Below are 16,255 nucleotides of genomic sequence, written 5' to 3' on the forward strand. Positions count from 1 at the left end.
CGACTATCTCCTTCATCACAGAAGTATAGAATATAATCCAAATGTCAATTACTGATTGTAATTTGCACATGGGGGGCTACCCTACGCCAGCGGGCTGGGACGGCTCAGCCCGCCCCACCGGTCGCCGCAAGACAGACAAGAAGGTGCTTGCTACTGGGCTTGAGTTGCCCCGCAAACTTAAGGAAGACTGGAAGCGTGTTGCAAATGACTGAAATGGGAAAGCCAGTTTGAGCGGCGAGCGGGACATCAAGTCGGCCTTGTGGAATGCCGCCGACACGCTTCGCGGTTCCGCTGTCGATCGCACAGATTGGAAGGCGTACATTCTTCCGCTGCTCTTCTTCAAGCGGATCTCGGACGTCTGGGATGAGGAGACTGCAGAGGCGGGCGAGCTCTACGGCGAAGCCGACCCGTCGCATTTTCCGGAGATACACAGATTTCAGGTGCCTGAAGGTTGCCACTGGAGTGATGTCCGCGAGGCTTCGTCCAATGTTGGCGCCGTGCTGCTGCACGCAATGCGCGAAATCGAGCGCGCCAATCCCGATACACTCTTCCGCGTCTTCGGCACCGCCGACTGGGGCAACAAGGAGAAGTTCTCCGATGAGCTTTTGAAGGATCTGATCGAGGGGTTCTCCGAGATCGAGCTCGGGAATTCGCAGGTCGATACCGACGTATTGGGCGATGCCTACGAATACCTCGTCGGCAAGTTCGCTGATGTTACGCGTCGCAACAAGGCGGGAGAATTCTACACGCCACGCAGTGTGGTGCGGATGATGGTCGAGCTGTTGGATCCTCAGGAGGGTGAAAGCATCTACGATCCGGCTTGCGGCACGGGCGGCATGCTTCTGGGCGCGATCGAGCATGTCGAGCGGAAAGGCGGAGACCCGAGAACCTTCTACGGGAAGATCTTCGGTCAGGAGAAGAACCTCACAACAGCAGCCATCGCGCGCATGAACCTGGTGCTCCACGGCATCGAGGATTTCGAAATTGCCCGCGAAGATACGCTGAGAAGCCCGGCATTCACGGACGCGAGCACCGGGGGACTCGCCACCTTCGATTGCGTAATCGCCAATCCTCCCTTCTCGCTCAAGGAATGGGGCCGAGATCTCTGGGAAGCGGACCCTTGGGGGCGGGCCGCCTATGGCCTGCCACCTGAAAGCTACGGTGACTACGCCTTCGTTCAGCACATGATCGCGTCCATGGCTTCTGCGGGAAACAGCCGGATGGCAGTTGTCCTTCCTCAGGGCGCTCTCTTTCGAAAGTCGGCCGAGGGTACAATCCGCACGCAATTGCTGAAAGATGATCTTATCGAGGCCGTCATCGGGCTCGCGCCCAATCTCTTTTACGGCACGCAGCTGGCTGGCTGTGTGGTGGTTCTTCGCCGCAAGAAATCCGCGGAGCGGAAGAACAAGGTAATGATTATCGACGCTTCCAGTCTGTTCCGGAAAGGGCGTGCGCAGAATTTCCTCGACAAGGAACACAGCGATCAGATCCTGTCCTGGTACAAGGCGTTCGAGGACGTCGAAGATCGGGCCAAGGTTGCGACTCTTGATGAGATCAAGAAGGAGGGGTGGACCCTCAATATCTCTCGCTATGTCCTTCCCCCAATCGGAGAAGACATTCCGCGGCTGCCTGAAACAATCCATGCCTTCAAGACGGCGCTCGGCGAGGCACGAGCTGCGGAGGATCGTCTCCGCGAAGTTCTTGCCGAGGGGGGATGGCTGCAATGAGCAAGCAGATCTCCCAGCGCGAACTCGAGAGCTATCTCTGGGGCGCCGCAACGTTGCTGCGGGGCTTGGTCGATGCCAGCGACTACAAGCAGTACATCTTTCCCCTCATGTTCTTCAAACGGCTGTCTGACGTCTGGGATGAAGACTATGAAGAGGCGCTCGAGCAGACCGGCGACAAGGGATACGCGAGTGCGACTGCGAACGATCGTTTTGTCATCCCCGAAGGCGCGCACTGGAACGATGTCCGGATCGCTCCCAAGGATGTCGGCCGGGCCCTGCTATCCGCATTCCTGGCGATAGAGGCTGCCAATCCGGAACGGCTCCAGGGCGTATTCGGAAACGCGCCCTGGACCGACAAGGGCCAGATGCCCGACGCCACGCTGAAGAACCTGATCGAGCATTTTTCAAAGCACACGCTGACGCTTGTCGCGGTGCCGGAGGACGAGCTCGGCAATGCCTATGAGTATCTGATCAAGAAGTTTGCCGATGACAGCGGGCATACGGCGCAGGAATTCTACACGAACCGGACGCTGGTCCACCTCATGGCCCAGATGCTTGAGCCGCAATCGGGCGAGGACATCTATGATCCGACATGCGGCACGGGCGGGATGCTCATTTCTTGTCTGGCCGAGGTTCAACGGCGCGGCGGCGAGACCCGGACAATGGGTCTGTTCGGGCAGGAGATTATCACAATCACGGCGGCCATCGCCCGAATGAATCTGGTGATCCACGGCGTCTCCGACTTCCATGTTGCGAGCGGAAATACGCTGGCTGCGCCATCCTTTGTGGAAGGCGACAAGCTGCGCACATTCGATGTTGTGCTCGCAAACCCTCCCTATTCGATCAAGAAGTGGAACCGCAGTGCGTGGGAGACGGATGCCTGGGGGCGCAATTTCCTGGGAACTCCACCCCAGGGCCGCGCCGATTACGCATTCTTTCAGCATATCCTGAAGAGCATGGATCCGAAGACCGGACGCTGTGCCGTCCTGTTCCCGCACGGTGTACTCTTCCGCAACGAAGAGGCCGAGATGCGGCGAAAGCTGATCGAGGCGGATCTGGTCGAATGCGTGCTCGGGCTTGGGCCGGGGCTGTTCTACAACTCGCCGATGGAAGCCTGTGTTGTGATTTGCCGGGCGAGGAAAGCTCCTGAAAGGCGGGGCCGAATTCTATTCATCGAAGCGGCCGCCGAAATTGCGCGCGAGCGGGCGCAAAGCTTTCTCCGCGCAGCGCATCAGGCACGCATTCTTGCTGCTTATCAGGCGTTCGAAGACGATCCCGGTTTTGCCGCTGTAGTCAAGACAACTGATGTCTTGGGCGTCGAAGGCAATCTCTCCATCGCCCGCCATGTGAAGAAGCCATTGTGTAAGACCGCCGCGGTCGACGATTCCAACCTAACCGCAGTCTGGCAGACCTTCGACGCAAGAGGACGCGAGTTCTGGTCCGGTATGGACGCGCTGGTCGATATGCTCGAGGAAGTCGACGTTGAGGATAACGACGATGCATGAACGGGTCACCGTACACAAAGCAGGATGGCCGCGCGTCGCTTTCGGGGATGTCGTGCGCAAGGTCAGTGACAAGGTAGACCCGTGGGAGTCCGGGCTGGAGCGCTATGTCGCCGGGGAGCACATGGACACCGACGACCTGCGCATCCGCCGATGGGGGCTGATTGGTGACGACTATCTTGGACCTGCATTTCATATGCACTTTCGGCCTGGACAGGTGCTTTATGGTTCGCGTCGAACGTATCTACGTAAGGTGGCGGTAGCAGACTTCGAGGGGATCACGGCGAACACGACATTCGTACTCGAATCGAAAGATCCGACCCAACTGATGCCAGAGCTGCTGCCATTTTTGATGCGGACCGAGGAGTTTCACGAATATTCAATCGAGCACTCAAAAGGTTCGGTGAACCCTTACATCAATTTTTCGGATCTTGAAGCGTTCGAATTCGTGCTGCCGCCGATTCAGGAACAGGCTCGGTTGGTCGGAACTTTGAGAGCTGTAGAAGATGCAGCAGAGGCGATGCTGCAAGCAAGTGAAACCGCACGAAAGCTATTCCTCTCGCTACTTGACGAGATGATTGAGCAACTTTCCGACGCAAGACCATTGGCTATTTCAGCGGCATGTGCCGATGGAGCGCCACTTTGTTACGGAGTGGTACAACCAGGGGACAACGTGGCAAATGGCGTGCCCCTGATTAGGGTCTGCGACATTGAAACGGATCAAATCAACCGAACTGAGTTGAAGCGGATTTCTCCAAAGATACACAACGAATATAAGCGTTCTCAGATAGCGGCCGGTGATGTGCTTGTTTCGATTGTTGGCACGATTGGACGTATATACATCGCAACAAAGGAAGACGACGGATCAAATATTGCTAGAGCGGTCGCTCGCATTCGAACTAACAACCAGGTTTCGCCCTCATTCCTAGGTTATGTTTTGAAAGCTCCCGCTTACCAAGAAACCTTAATAAACGAGGCATTTGAGTCTGCTCGAAAAACACTAAATTTGAATGCGCTTGGCGCTCTCGAAGTGCCTGTTCCAGCGATGCTCGAGCAAGAGCATTGGTGCAGGAAGCTCGCTCAAATTGAGCGGGAGCGGCAGAATATTGAAGATCGCTATCAAATGCTGAAAGCCTTCGTGACAAAGGTTCTCAGCGAAGAGATTGCAGGCGAATGACCTTCAACGAGGCCAACACTGTCGAAGCATTTGTTCGCGATCGCCTCGCGGGCAGCGCTGGTCCTATCACGGTGTTGGTTGGTCTTGCTCGGCAGAATGATACAATTCCCGGCTTGGGCTGGCATTTTGTTGGCCCCTCCGACCTACCGCGTCAGCCGCAGGAAGCGCTAGTTGAGCCCTATCTTCGCGACGCCCTGATCCGCCTGAATCCCGACATTGCCGCACAACCTTCGCGCGTGGACGACGTCCTCTACCGGTTGCGCGCGATCGTCATGGGAGCTCGCTCAGACGGGTTGGTGAAGGCCAATGAGGAGTTCGCTTCCTGGATGCTTGGCGAGCGCTCCATGCCGTTTGGGCACAATGGCGAACATGTCACCGTCCGCCTGATCGATTTCGAGGACATCGAGCAGAACAGCTTTGTCGTCACTCAGCAATTCACCTTTCGCGCGGGGAAGACAGAAAAGCGCGCCGATCTGGTGCTGCTGGTCAACGGACTGCCGTTAGTCCTGATCGAGGCGAAGACGCCAGTGCGCTCCAGCCAGAGCTGGCTCGACGCCGCGCTTCAGGTCAACGAGGACTACGAAAAGAACATCCCGGAGCTCTTCGTGCCCAATGTCTTCTCGGTAGCAACTGAGGGCAAGGAATACCGCTATGGTTCAGTCCGCATGCCGGTCGACATCTGGGGGCCCTGGCGGCTGGCCGAGGACGGACCGCAATCGCTGACCGAAGTCGAGAAGGCTGTCAGTTCCATGCTGCGCCCGGCTATGGTTCTCGACTTGCTGGCGAACTTTACCGCCTTCGCGACGCAGAAGGGCAAGCAGCGGATCAAGATCATCGCCCGCTATCAGCAGGTCGAGGGCGTCAACGGGATCGTCGAGCGCGTAATTGCGGGTCATCCCCGCAAGGGATTGATCTGGCACTTCCAGGGGTCGGGCAAATCGCTGCTCATGCTGTTTGCCTCGCAGAAGCTGAGGCTTCATCCCGCGCTCAAGAACCCGACGGTCGTGATTGTTGTCGATCGGATCGATCTCGACAGCCAGATCTCGGGCACCTTTTACGCAGCCGACATGGCCAATCTCGTGCGGACTGACAGTCGCAAGGAGCTCGAGAGCCTGCTTGAGCGCGATGCCCGCAAGGTCATCATCACCACCATTCACAAGTTCGCCGAGGCTGAAGGCGTCCTCAATGATCGTCACAACATCATCGTTATGGTCGATGAAGCACACAGGACGCAGGAGGGCGACATGGGGCGCAAGATGCGCGAAGCATTGCCCAATGCCTTCCTGTTCGGTCTGACCGGCACGCCGATCAATCGCAGCGACAAGAATACGTTCTACGCCTTTGGCGCCGATGAGGATGAAGGCGGCTACATGAGCCGCTACGGCCTCAACGATTCCATTCGTGACGGCGCGACAAAGGAGCTTCATTTCGAGCCGCGCCTGGTTGACCTGCATATCGATCAGGAGGCGATCGAAGAGGCCTATGCCGAGCTGACAGCCGGGCTCACCGATGATGATCGTGATCGTCTCGGCAAGGAGGCGGCCAAGATGGCCATCCTGGTCAAGGCGCCGGAGCGCGTAAGTGCCATTTGCGCTGACATCGTCAGGCACTACCAGGCAAAGGTTGAGCCCAATGGATTTGGCGCTCAGGTCGTCACCTTCGACCGGGAAAGCTGCGTTCTCTACAAGGAGAAGCTGGACAAGCTGCTCCCGCCCGAAACGTCAGACATCGTCATGTCGGTGAACAGCGGAGAAAAGCAGTATGCGCCTTACAAGCGCGATCGTGACGCCGAAGAAAAGCTGCTCGACCGGTTTCGCGACCCCAAGTATCCGCTCAAGATCATCATCGTCACCTCGAAACTCCTGACGGGCTTCGATGCGCCGATCCTCCAGACCATGTATCTCGACAAGCCCTTACGCGACCACACGCTGCTGCAGGCAATCTGTCGCACCAATCGGCCCTACGGGACCCAGAAATCCCATGGTTTGATCGTCGATTATCTGGGGGTCTTCGATGACGTGGCGCAGGCGCTCGACTTCGATGAGGAGAGTGCGAAAAAGGCCGTCTCGAACATAGCCGAACTGCTGTCGGTGCTTCCTGGCCAGGTGCAGAAATGCCTTGGCTTCTTTGCGGGAGTGGACCGCGACCTCGAAGGCTATGAAGGCCTCATTGCTGCCCAGGACTGCCTGCCCAACAATGATCTGCGCGACGCGTTCGCTGCCGAATTCAGCCTGCTCGCGCGTATCTGGGAAGCGCTGTCGCCCGATCCTACCTTATCTGCGTTTCAGAAGGACTATCGCTGGCTCGCTCAGGTCTATGAATCACTCAAGCCTTCGACGGGGACGGGACGCTTGCTGTGGCACAAGCTTGGCGCCAAGACGATCGAGCTCATCCACGAGCACGTACATGTCGATACGGTGCGTGATGACCTCGAGACGCTGGTGCTCGACGCAGAGCTGCTCGAAGCCGTGGTGGGATCGCCGGACCCGGACAAGAAGAGCAAGGAGATCTCGGTCAAGCTGACTGCGCGTTTGCGCAAGCATGCAGTCAATCCCGCCTTCAAGGCGTTGAGCCAGCGGCTTGAGGATCTGAAGGAGCGACATCAGCAGGGCCTGCTGCTCAGTATCGAATTCTTGAAGGCCCTGCTCGAACTGGCCAAGGATGTGGTTCAGGCTGAGCGCGAGACGCCTGCCGAAGAGGATGTTGATCGGGGCAAGGCTGCGCTGACCGAGCTCTTCGAAGAGGTGCAGACGGGCGAGACCCCGATCATGATCAAGCGCGTGGTCGACGACATTGACGACATCGTCCGGGCCGTCCGTTTCGACGGCTGGCAGGATACCCATGCCGGGGAACGTGAGGTCAAGAAGGCGCTTCGCCAGACCCTGTTCAAGTACAAGCTTCACCAGGATACCGAGCTGTTTGAACGTGCATACCGGTATGTGTGCCAGTACTACTGATTTGTCGGAGGTCTGAAGGGCATCAGTCGCGCCAAACAGCCTCTATCTGCGCGCAAGATGATCCGGTCCGCCTGCCCCATGGCTCCCCGTTCGACCACTCAGATTGGCCGGGCATATCGCCTTTGAAGATTTGCGCTGTGCTTCTGCAAGGTCTCGTCGGATGACATAGCCCATTGCGCCCAGAGTTCCGGATAGGAAACTGCAGCAAAGGCCAGTGCGCCGCCGCTGATCCTTGCTGCAAACTGCCTGACCTCCTCGCGATGCGCGGCAAAGACCGGGAATTCATCAGCATTGGCGGGTTCCCACCAAACGTAGACGAGCGTCACATCGCGCTCCTGCCGATAGCTCAGCCCCAGGGCGTGCTTGATGAGCTGTGCGACGTCGAGATGACGGTAGGACGATCGCTCTTCCTCCATCAGGCGGATCATCTCGGCGAACCAGGGGCTATTCCGGCGTTCGTCCACGATCTCGTCGCGATACCTTGGCGAGAACTTGGCTTCCTTTGGGGAGAGATACTCAATGCATTTGGATTCGACGGCTACAAGTCCAGAGGGGCCCTGGAGAACGACGTCGAGGTTCGGTGGTTGGGCTCGCGTTAGCCCAGTCGAAAACTTCTTCTCGAAGCCGACAAGTTCAAGCCCTTCATGCCCCGCCAAACTTGCGAGACCCGCCTTTCCGGCGAACCAGCCGAAGGCATTGACGGCGAGGGCAGACGAGGAGTGCGGTGCACGGAACTTCCCTTCAAGCTCATTGCCGGCGCCTGCCATGAGGTCAGCCACGAAGGCATCGGGATGAACTCCCGGGATGAGGGCTTCCCGATAGTCCGACAGATAGCTATCTGCTCCCAGGACTACGCCCGGATTTGTTTGAAGATACCCGTCAGCAAGAGCGCTCCTGCAGCGGGTCGGGACAGACTGACGGGAAAGCGATTTCATCATGACTGCCTCTAGGCCGTTCCGGGCGGCGCATAGGTCACGGTGCATTGCCTGCGGTCATTGTAGAGAGCTTCGACCCCGCGCCCGATGGTCAGCTCGTGCCGCTTGATGGCTCCACCGGCATGACGGACATCCACCTCGATGAAGCGATCGTGGAAATCATCATCGCGCGCCCTTTTGCTTCGCCGCACTAGGGCAAGCCTGGGAGCAGAGCCGCCAAAGCTGGTTGCATAATCGGAGCCAAATTGGGTGCGGCTGCGGACGTCGCCGAGGTCACCTTCGGCCTCGGGAGCATATTCGATCATGATGCTTTCGAGCGCGCCAGCCGTGCTGCGCAGCGATCGCAGGAACTCGATCTGCGAGCGCCGCGCGGAATAGGTTGCCAGGGCGTAAGGGTCACGGATCGTGACCTTCGCGATGTGGAGCCCGCTGAAAAGTGTAAGGATCTCCTCGGTCGGACGTTCCTCTCCCGGGCCCCTGCGCCACAGCCTGATCTGAGCGTCTGCGATTGGTCGAGGAAGGGATAGGGTACGTCGCTCCGAAGCGCCCTGATCGTGTTCGATTGCGGCAAGTTGGCCTTCGTCGGGCTCGCTCTCGGATTCCGTAGCCGCCTTGATTTCTGTCGGCACCTCTTCCTGTCCGTTCTCGGCTTCCTTAGTAGCTAGCGTTGGAACGGAAGCAGAGCCATCTGACGTCGGCGCGTCGGACAAGTTCTCCTTACTCGGCGCCTCTTCCGTCACTTCGCGTTCGAGCGAAACTTCGCGGAAAAGATCTCCCAGCTCGCCATCGCTGGCATCGGGCGGGAAGAACAGATCGCGGGTCAGCTTGCGCTTGCGTTCGATGAGCGCGTTGAGGCGAAGATCAAAACTGGATGGCGCGAGATCGGGATCGGGATGAACCGCCATGGGAAGATACACATGGACGTCGCGTGTCTGCCCGATGCGGAATACCCGGTCGGTTGCCTGGTCTTCGACGGCCGGGTTCCACCAGCGCGAGAGGTGAATGACGTGATTTGCGGCAGTAAGCGTCAGTCCGACTCCTCCGGCCCTTGGCGAAAGGATCATGACATCGAAGGTGCCCGGGTGAGCCTGAAAGGCTTCGACGAGCGCCTGGCGTTTTGGCCCTGGGACGGTTCCGTTTATCCGCGTGGGACGACGCGCGAGGCCAAAGCGATCCGCAATGAGCCCGGCCAGCCGCTCCTGCATGGCGAGGTCTTCGAGGAAGATGAGCGCCTTTTCATTGGCGGCGGCAATCTTCTCGAGGATCGTGAGGGTCTGTGCGAGCCGGGCTGAATCCCGGGCATAGGCATCAAGATCATCTGGTGCCTGGCGCGGATCGAGTGGATGAAGCGAAACGCCGCGCATGTTAGCAAGCGTGGTCAGCATTCCGCCTTTGCCGAGATTGCCCGCTGCACCCGCAGCCGCTGCGCGAATGACCAGATCGCGATAGGCGCTTGCCTGCGCCGGAGGCATGTCCATCTTGATGGCGTGCACGGTCTTCGTAGGCATGCCGTCGAGCACTTCGCCCTTGAGCCGCCGCAGCATGTAGGGTGGCCGCCCTCTGATTGGATCGGTCAGCTGCGACTTGAGCCTTGCCAGTGCCTCGGGATTGTCCGTGGGATGCCTCTTCTCGAAGTCTCGGCTGGCGCCAAGAAACCCCGGGGCGACGACATCCATGATGGACCAAAGGTCCTGAAGGCGGTTTTCGACTGGGGTACCGGTCATCCCCAGCGTGAACTCCGCATTCAGAGCTTTGGCCGCCCGCGTCACCTGACTGCCGGGATTCTTCAGCTTCTGAATCTCGTCATAGATGATGAGGCCAAAGCGCGTACGGGCGAAGCTGAAGTGGTAATCGCGGAGGGTTTCGTAGGTTGTGAGAACCACCCCGGCGTCACGCCAGTTGGCTGCATCGAGTGAGGCCTTGCCTGTCTCGATATCCCTCGATCCGAAGCTGTCTTCGTCGCGCAGCAGTTTAAGATTGCTGCCGAATGCGGGGACCAGAAGGCCCAGTTGCGGGTCGTGCAGATGCTTCTCGATTTCCGTGCGCCAGGTGCCGAGAAGGCCGGTTGGCGCTACAATCAGGAAGGGTGCGCGCTGGCGCCTTGAGGCGCGAGCCTCCTCCTGCAGCCATGCCATGAAGGCTATCGCCTGGATGGTCTTTCCGAGCCCCATGTCGTCGGCGAGAAGGGCTCCCGGACGACCGGCAAGCGCGCTGTGCCCCAACCAGGTCAGACCCTCTTTCTGATGCGACTTCAGCGTGGACTGGAGCAGGTCAGGGGGCTCGACAGGGGGTAGAGCCTCTTCTTCAACCGTTTCGGTTATCCCGAGCGGCGCGTACGCCACCTCCTCGAAATTGTCGTGCACGACAAGAAACAGCTTCCCCTGAGTCGCTGCATCCCAGGTATCTTCATTTTCGGGATACTTGGCTTCTGTTGTCTGGTCTCCCGCTTGAGCGAACGGCGCGAAGTTCGCGAGGGCCGCACGGCTCTGATCGTTGACGGGAATTCGCGTGGGCGGCGCTGGGCCGTCCTCTTCGGCAGGCTCAAGCAGTCCCTCGACGTCCGTATCGCGCTCACCGGCTTCGGCAGCGCTCTCGACACGTCTTGTGACTTCCTCGACGTTCTTTGCGGGGAGGGCGAAATAGTCTTCGCCGATCCGCAGACCGAACTTCTCGGGTATCCATTTGTTCTTCTGCGAAGGAACGATCCAGGGAAGTACGGGTGCGCGCCAGACATCGACCCCGGCAACCCGCTCGGAAAACTGCTCCGTGTCGATGAACAGATTTTCGAGATCTATTGCTTCGGCCTGCCTATCTCCAAGCACTTCGCGCATGACCTTGCGCGGATTGAGGATGAATGATCGCCGCTGCTCTTCGGGGGCATCCTGAACCTTGCGCACGACATCGAGCGCCGGACGAAGGTCCGGATCGATGAAAAGGTACTCGCCGTTCTGAAGCACATAGACGGGGCGCGCCGCAGCTTCCCTGCGAAAGCGGTCCTGGGCAAAGAGACGCTGCGCGGCTGGCGCGAGGATGCTGTCGGCCTCCTCGTCGAGCGCCTTGCCGCTTTCGTCAGCCTCGGAAACCGATCGCGCACTGAAGAGCACCGGATCGAATTCGGTTCGGTCAGGTGTGAGTGTCTTAAGTTTGAGCGAAAGACTGGATGCGTAATGGACCCTGAGGTCTCTAAGATAGGCTTCGCTCTCGATCGGAAGCTGGGGATCTTCCGGCCAGTGTTCTCTCAATCGTGCGAGCGCCTCGAAGCGCTCGGATCGATCGAGTGCCCGGGTAAGCGGCTCGGCGGCCTCATGGAGAGACCAGAGGGGCTCTGGAATGCGGCGTGGTCCGCTCTCGGTCAGAAGTAGCGCACCTCGCGGCTTGGCGCGAACAGGTTGTCCGCCGGGGCGGACCCATCGGACCGCCAGCCTGAAATCATCCTGGTCGATCCGGTTCTGCGCGCGCAAATCGAGTGCCAGCGGCGTTGGCGGCGGCAGGCCCAGAAGGGCTGCCGTGTTCGCATTGAGCGAGGCCACGGCACGCGGGGAGAGCCTCAGATCGGCATTCGTTAGCTGGGCTCCTGGTGCTGTCCCGTCCTCCTGAGCGAATTCCGACAGCAGCGATGCGATCGCTCCTGAAACGTCTGGGCGGGTCGTGGGCCAGTCTGCAGAGGGGATCTGCTTGTCACCTTGCTCGAGCGACACGACAAGCTCGTCGCCGTCCTCACGCCACACGAAACGCGCCTGCTCACTCTTGCGAAAGGGGTTCTTAAACACCGCGCGGTCTCCACGCTGGCTTTGGTGAATAGAAATTGCGTCCCTCGATTATCCGGGCGAGCGACTTTTGCCAGCTGAAGGTCCTGGGGGAGACATGGCTCTCCTGGATCGGTGCACTGTACAGTTCGCCAGATCGATACCGGTCCTTGAAGAGCTGGGGTGTGCCTTTGTCGCCTCGCTTCCAGACCTGGTATTTGGCCGAGTGACTCCAGTCGACGATTGTGAGGTCGCCCATCTGGAGGATGAGGGCAGCGTGCTGCGGTGACTTGTCGTTCTGCTTACCGAAGGCGTTAAAGGACTTGTCACCGGTCTCGCGTGCTGTCTTTCGGGCCAGCCGCGCGCCTTCGTCGCCAAAGGCCACCCAGGCAGCATCGATACCTGGCGCCGAGCCATCGCTGAGCAGATAGGACATCCAGAATGCGCGGCGATATGCCCACATGAGCCTTGATGCGCGGTCGGGCATGAGCCGATCGACGATATCGAGAAACTGAAGGACCGAGGCGCGGGTCAGCCAGCGCATGAGAACGGCGTAGGCGCCCGGTGCCCGGTCCATGACGGTGCGCCAGCGTTCTGGCTTGGCGCGCGGATCGCCGCCTCCGAAGCGCTCGAGCATATCGAGGAGGACTGATTTGTGGGCTTCGCTTGGCTCTTCGATTTCCCAGGGCGCGAGGCTGGCTTCGACAAAATCAGGCCAGGCTCGCTGATAGCCGAAATCGCCGGCCTCGTTTCGCGCCCAATCGATCAGCGTTCGCTGGCCTGAAACCGCCTCCTGCCCCGTCATCCGCATGACGAGATGACAGGCGAACCTGAAGGCTGCTTCGGCAAGACCGCCAAAACGGCGTCCTGCCGTGTCGAGACCGGATTCCTGCAAGACCCTGAAAGGATCCTCTCCGCTGGCAAGGACTCGGCGTGCAAGAACTTCAGGTGCTCGAGCGGGGTCGAGAAGGGAGAAGCTCGAGATCCTTTCAGGCCAGCTGTCGTTTTCGCGCCAAGGCCACCTCGAGGCGAGGGCCTCGAGCCGGCTGGCGAGCGAGGCAAGAGTCGGGCTCTCGTTGTCGAAGCCATCGAGATAGGCATCGATGACTGCGAAGAATGCGGCGCGCCGCCGGTTGCGTTCGACCTCACTCAGCAATCGATCGATGACTGCCTCATCTTCCGCAGGGGGATACGGGGGATGCAGCACTGCCTGGCACCCGTTCCGGAGATCTCTTCGAGACAAGGTTGCCGAGGAGGAATTGGCTGCCCATTGCGCGATCCGTTGCTGCAGTTCCCCAACTTCTTCGATTTCCCCTGCGCCGGTGCTGCCGTTCTGTTCGATGAGCGCCACAGTGCGACGCAGTTCTTCGGGCTCGGTAGTGCCAACGCGCATTCGTGCGACGAGTAGTTTAGGGTCAGCGACAAGATTGGCGAGGTGGCTCATTCGTCGGTCAGCCTGTCCTCAAGGGTTTGCCTCGCTTCGCCTGAGTCGGGTGCCATCATGATGAGGCGAAGGTCGATCCGGCGGTTCTGTTGCTTGCTTGCCTCGTCGCTTCCCTGCGATCCTGGCACAGGACGCTGAGGTCCATATCCGCTCACGCTGAGAATGGGCTCGCAGCGCTCCTGTTTGGGAGCGCAAAGACCGACTAGATCGGGTTCGAATTCCGCCAACGCACGAAAAGTGTTTGTCGCCCGAACCACCGAAAGGTCCCAATTGTCGCGCAGCGCACCTGACCCACCGTAGCGGTCGCTATCGGTATGCCCCTCAATGTACACAGATTCGATGAGATGCTGGCTGTCCGGGCAAGTTTCACTTCGCGGGATCCCCTGACTGTAACAGGGGAGCACGTCACGGAGCGCGTCGGCAAGATAGACGACATTGGTCCTCCCTTCCGGCTTGAGCTGGCTCTGTCCGCTGTCGAAGAGAATGGAATCGGGTAGACGCAGAATTCCGTTCTCGCGATCGATGACAACCTCGACACCTCTTTCCTTGAGGGTTTCCTGGAGCTGCTCGAGAATCTCGGTGCGCGTCTGGTTTGCGCCGGTGAGCTCCTCGGTGACTTCCTGAAACTGGAGTGCGAAGTACATCAGGAGGATGATGAACACGAACACCAGGCCCACCATGAGGTCGGTCATGGATACGAAGTAGTTTTCCTCTTCGACGGCGTGGTCGTGAGCTTCCTCGAAGATCATTCAGCGGCTTCCCGAATGGTCCGCGTTTCCTCGACGAAATCATCGAGGGACTCGGCATATTCCTCGATCTGTGTGAGCGTATTGCTCAGGCGGCTCACAGCGGCAGCCATTTCGCGATCGGTTTCCTGCGCGAACTTGCGGAACTGCGTCAGACTGTCGCCGAGTGTTTCTGCAAGCTTCTCGGTCGCCTTGGAAAGCGCCTGATCGACACCTTCGAAGCGGGCGCGATAATCGCTCCAGGCGGTTTCCGCTGATTGCTGGGTTGAGCGGATGGAGTCGGCAAGCGAGCGCATCTCGGTGAGCGCTGCCATTGCGGCCGCCCGATCAGCTTCAACGGTATCGGCAACGCGGCCTGCTGCCTGGCTAACGGAGCGCGCAGCTTCGGCAACCGGTCCTGCGGCACTGGCAAAGCCCTGCGCCGCATCGCTCATCGATGTCGCGACCGTTCTAGCGCTGTCAGTGACATTGCGCATGGCTTCTGCGGTCTGCGCAGCCTTCTCGCTAGACTGGCTGAAACCGACACTGGCGCGTTCGACCTGTTGTGCTGCCTCTCCCACTGCATCGCTGAGCTTTTTCGTGGTGTCCCGCAGCTCACCGCTCGAGGCTTCGACAGCCTTGCGGAAGGTTTCTCCGCTTGCCTCGACACCGCTCTTGAGCGTCTTCTCCACTTCCTGCTGAATTGATCCGGCTGCTTCACTTCCTGCCGTCTGAAGCGTCGTCAGCATCGTAGTCAGCATGGTATTGGAGCGAGCCTGTGCATCCTCGATTCCTGCCAGGATGTCTGCGAGTGCCTTTTGTTGAGCGGCTTGCGCCGCATCACTCTGTTCGGTGATCCGTGCACCCATGCTGTCGACCTGGCCTGCAAGCCGGTCGAAGGCCTCACGGATATCGGAGGCGGCCTTGGAGAAGTCTTCGCCTGCCAGGCGGATCTGATTGGCAGCGTCTGCGCCGCTGTTGCCAACCGTTTGTCCGATCGCATCGAGCTTGCCTCGGAGTTCTCCCAATGTCTCGCTTAGGCCGCGCAATTGCTCGCCGCTCACCTTTTCGATGGCCTCGCGGGCTCCAGCGCCAATGCCCTGCGTAACCGAGGTCATGTTGTCGTTGAGCTCGGTCAGCGAGGCGGCGACCGGAGCAATCGCCTGAGTGAACTGAGCGCCGATCCGTTCGGAGAGCTGCAGGGCGACGTCGGTGTTGAAGAACTTCAGCTGATCGCGCTGCTCGCGAAGGACGTCCAGCTGTTCGACGGCGAGTCTCTGCGGAGAGACGTAAAGCAGGCCGCGCTCGAGTAACTCGCAGATCAGATCAGTATCGCGGCGGATCTTCTTGCTGAGACTGTATTCGGTGAAGCGCAGCCAGATCGAGGCGCCAAGACCTGCGACCGAGGTAAAGAACTTGGCGCCAGCGACGGTAAGAAGGTGCTCAAGGGAGAGTTTCGCAGCCGTGATGTCCTCACCCATGTTCTGCGCTGCAGTGTTGAGTGCGACGATCAGCCCGAGGAAGGTCAGGATAAGTCCAACGCCAACGAAGATATTCGAGGCGAAATGCAGGACGGTCAGCTTTGGCGCTGCGCGGTTGAAGAAAGCGCTTGGACGATTAGTATTGCGCACGGGTGAGGCGCTCTCATCGACCATGGATTCCTGAAATTCGCGCCAGGCCTGAACGAGGTTATGCGCGCCTTCCTGCTCGCCCCCCATCGCGCCTGAGACCTCGATGTAGTTTTCGGCGAAGGTTCGCCTTTCGGCGTCGGGATCCCGATCAGTCCCGAGAGCCGATTGCAGAGCGTCGATCCGTTCCCGTGCAGCAGCAAGGTAGGGGACCACTTTCTTCTTTGCTCGCTGCCTGACGATAAAGGCGGCGGCGAACATGATCGGCAGCAGGACGAATGGTGCGACCCAGCGTTCACCGTACACAAAGTCAAGCACGCCCAGAAACAGATCGAGTATTTGCTCGAGAATCTCGTTCATTTGTCCCTCAATTTAATAAAGGCTTCAAGACTGGCGCCCTGAAAGTCGAAACCT

The 16,255-nt window shown here is 59.3% G+C and carries 9 protein-coding genes; 4 read left to right on the plus strand and 5 right to left on the minus strand.

Going from position 1 to position 16,255, the window contains the following annotated elements; all coding sequences use genetic code 11:
* The first annotated feature begins 227 nt into the window (after positions 1–227).
* From WJS89_RS06445 to WJS89_RS06460, 4 genes are read left to right on the plus strand one after another with little or no spacing between them, the layout of a single operon-like run.
* Complete coding sequence (locus WJS89_RS06445; protein ID WP_346340126.1) at positions 228–1,727, plus strand: type I restriction-modification system subunit M; 1,500 nt, start codon at positions 228–230, stop codon at positions 1,725–1,727.
* Positions 1,724–3,232, plus strand: coding sequence for a type I restriction-modification system subunit M (locus tag WJS89_RS06450; RefSeq protein WP_346340127.1), 1,509 nt, complete (start codon positions 1,724–1,726; stop codon positions 3,230–3,232). The genes WJS89_RS06445 and WJS89_RS06450 overlap by 4 nt, the downstream gene beginning before the upstream one ends.
* Positions 3,225–4,406 carry a restriction endonuclease subunit S gene (locus tag WJS89_RS06455; protein ID WP_346340128.1) on the plus strand — a complete coding sequence of 394 codons (1,182 nt, stop codon included), beginning with the start codon at positions 3,225–3,227 and terminating at the stop codon, positions 4,404–4,406. The genes WJS89_RS06450 and WJS89_RS06455 overlap by 8 nt, the downstream gene beginning before the upstream one ends.
* On the plus strand, positions 4,403–7,363 hold the full coding sequence (locus WJS89_RS06460) for a type I restriction endonuclease subunit R (protein ID WP_346340129.1): 2,961 nt from the start codon (positions 4,403–4,405) through the stop codon (positions 7,361–7,363). The genes WJS89_RS06455 and WJS89_RS06460 overlap by 4 nt, the downstream gene beginning before the upstream one ends.
* A gap of 98 nt (positions 7,364–7,461) precedes the next feature.
* Here WJS89_RS06460 and WJS89_RS06465 read toward each other — a convergent pair whose 3' ends face one another.
* From WJS89_RS06465 to zorA, 5 genes are read right to left on the minus strand one after another with little or no spacing between them, the layout of a single operon-like run.
* On the minus strand, positions 7,462–8,301 hold the full coding sequence (locus tag WJS89_RS06465; RefSeq protein WP_346340130.1) for a PGN_0703 family putative restriction endonuclease: 840 nt from the start codon (positions 8,299–8,301) through the stop codon (positions 7,462–7,464).
* Between the two features lie 8 nt (positions 8,302–8,309).
* The gene (locus tag WJS89_RS06470) at positions 8,310–12,068 is read right to left on the minus strand and encodes a DEAD/DEAH box helicase (protein WP_346340131.1); all 3,759 of its coding nucleotides are present in this window, start codon (positions 12,066–12,068) and stop codon (positions 8,310–8,312) included.
* Complete coding sequence (locus WJS89_RS06475) at positions 12,061–13,488, minus strand: EH signature domain-containing protein (RefSeq protein WP_346340132.1); 1,428 nt, start codon at positions 13,486–13,488, stop codon at positions 12,061–12,063. The genes WJS89_RS06470 and WJS89_RS06475 overlap by 8 nt, the downstream gene beginning before the upstream one ends.
* On the minus strand, positions 13,485–14,237 hold the full coding sequence (locus tag WJS89_RS06480) for an OmpA/MotB family protein (protein WP_346340133.1): 753 nt from the start codon (positions 14,235–14,237) through the stop codon (positions 13,485–13,487). Before WJS89_RS06480 ends, WJS89_RS06475 begins: the two co-directional genes overlap by 4 nt.
* Complete coding sequence (gene zorA / locus WJS89_RS06485; protein WP_346340134.1) at positions 14,234–16,201, minus strand: anti-phage ZorAB system protein ZorA; 1,968 nt, start codon at positions 16,199–16,201, stop codon at positions 14,234–14,236. The genes WJS89_RS06480 and zorA overlap by 4 nt, the downstream gene beginning before the upstream one ends.
* Positions 16,202–16,255 lie beyond the last annotated feature (54 nt).

The sequence above is a fragment of the Sphingomicrobium aquimarinum genome, from assembly GCF_039655735.1.
Taxonomy (GTDB): domain Bacteria; phylum Pseudomonadota; class Alphaproteobacteria; order Sphingomonadales; family Sphingomonadaceae; genus Sphingomicrobium; species Sphingomicrobium aquimarinum.

Excerpts from the sequence above, each read along its gene's own strand:
- WJS89_RS06460 (WP_346340129.1), top strand. The coding sequence starts at position 4,403 with ATGACCTTCAACGAGGCCAACACTGTCGAAGCATTTGTTCGCGATCGC.
- WJS89_RS06455 (WP_346340128.1), top strand. The coding sequence starts at position 3,225 with ATGCATGAACGGGTCACCGTACACAAAGCAGGATGGCCGCGCGTCGCT.
- WJS89_RS06475 (WP_346340132.1), bottom strand. The coding sequence starts at position 13,488 with ATGAGCCACCTCGCCAATCTTGTCGCTGACCCTAAACTACTCGTCGCA.
- WJS89_RS06480 (WP_346340133.1), bottom strand. The coding sequence starts at position 14,237 with ATGATCTTCGAGGAAGCTCACGACCACGCCGTCGAAGAGGAAAACTAC.
- zorA (WP_346340134.1), bottom strand. The coding sequence starts at position 16,201 with ATGAACGAGATTCTCGAGCAAATACTCGATCTGTTTCTGGGCGTGCTT.
- WJS89_RS06465 (WP_346340130.1), bottom strand. The coding sequence starts at position 8,301 with ATGATGAAATCGCTTTCCCGTCAGTCTGTCCCGACCCGCTGCAGGAGC.
- WJS89_RS06450 (WP_346340127.1), top strand. The coding sequence starts at position 1,724 with ATGAGCAAGCAGATCTCCCAGCGCGAACTCGAGAGCTATCTCTGGGGC.